A 261-nucleotide genomic window follows, 5' to 3' on the forward strand; every position below is an offset into this window, starting at 1 on the left:
GTGTTCATCCTACTTTTCCTTTTCAACGCTTTTACGTATAACAAGTATTTTACGACTTAATCACAGAAAAATCAAACTTTTATCCAGAACGAAAAGGAAATCCCATCCTCCCGCCGAATACCTATACGTTCACAAAAGGAGTGATAACATTGAACCAAAAACAACTAAGCACTATAAATGAAAAAAGCTGGAATACAGCTGCTTATGAAGCTTGGACGAATCGCCACGGGGCACCAGCTGATTATGCGAAAAAAATCATGG

General features: G+C 38.3%; 1 pseudogene. It reads left to right on the forward strand.

The features are described from left to right. Nucleotides 1-104 precede the first annotated feature (104 nt). A pseudogene (locus SB717_RS37130) lies at nucleotides 105-261 on the forward strand (class I SAM-dependent methyltransferase); the annotation flags it as partial.

The organism is Priestia sp. SIMBA_032 (genome assembly GCF_046535215.1).
Lineage (GTDB): Bacteria > Bacillota > Bacilli > Bacillales > Bacillaceae_H > Priestia > Priestia aryabhattai.